At 63.5% G+C, this 638-nt stretch carries 1 protein-coding gene; it reads right to left on the bottom strand.

The window, feature by feature from the left end; genetic code table 11:
• Positions 1–110: 110 nt before the first annotated feature.
• On the bottom strand, positions 111–638 hold a 528-nt coding region (locus EN906_RS36335), incomplete at its 5' end, for an aminotransferase class I/II-fold pyridoxal phosphate-dependent enzyme (protein ID WP_127375882.1).

Consider the following 638-nt stretch of genomic DNA (forward strand, 5'->3'; position numbering starts at 1 on the left):
CAGGTTGGTCTCGCAGGAGAACCACCACAGCTTCGGCAAGGATCTGACCGGCCAGACCTGGGAAATGGATTTGTAGGCTGCTTTGCAGCTGGTTTGCTTGCAGACGGAACCTAATTTCCCCGCGCTGTTGCCAGCGCGCCAGGCAACTCCTCGGCAAGAATGTCGAGCTCGTGATCGAGACCGACGCTGATGCGGATGCAGCGGTCGAGCCGTGGCACCATCGGCTTGCGGATGAAGACGTCGCGTGACAGCAGACCTTGCAGAACTTTCAGCGCGAAAGCGCTATCGCCGCCGCAATCGATGGTGACGAAGTTGGTCGCCGACGCCAGCGGCTTCAGGCCATTTGCCTCGGCAATGCCTGCGATGCGTCGGCGGCCGGCCGCGACCCGCGCCACCACGCTTTGCAGATAGTCCTGATCGGCGAGCGCCTCGACGCCGGCGATCTGCGCCATGCGGCTGACGCCATAATGGTTGCGGATCTTCTCGAAGTCGCGGATCACCTGGGCCTCGGCGATCGCATAGCCGCAGCGTATGCCCGCCAGCCCGTACGCCTTCGAGAAGGTGCGCATGCGGATGACGTTTGGCCTGGAGATATCGATCGGCGGCATCGCCGAGGCCGGCCCGAGTTCGCCATAGGC

It is taken from the genome of Mesorhizobium sp. M7A.F.Ca.CA.004.06.1.1 (assembly GCF_003999135.1).
Lineage (GTDB): Bacteria > Pseudomonadota > Alphaproteobacteria > Rhizobiales > Rhizobiaceae > Mesorhizobium.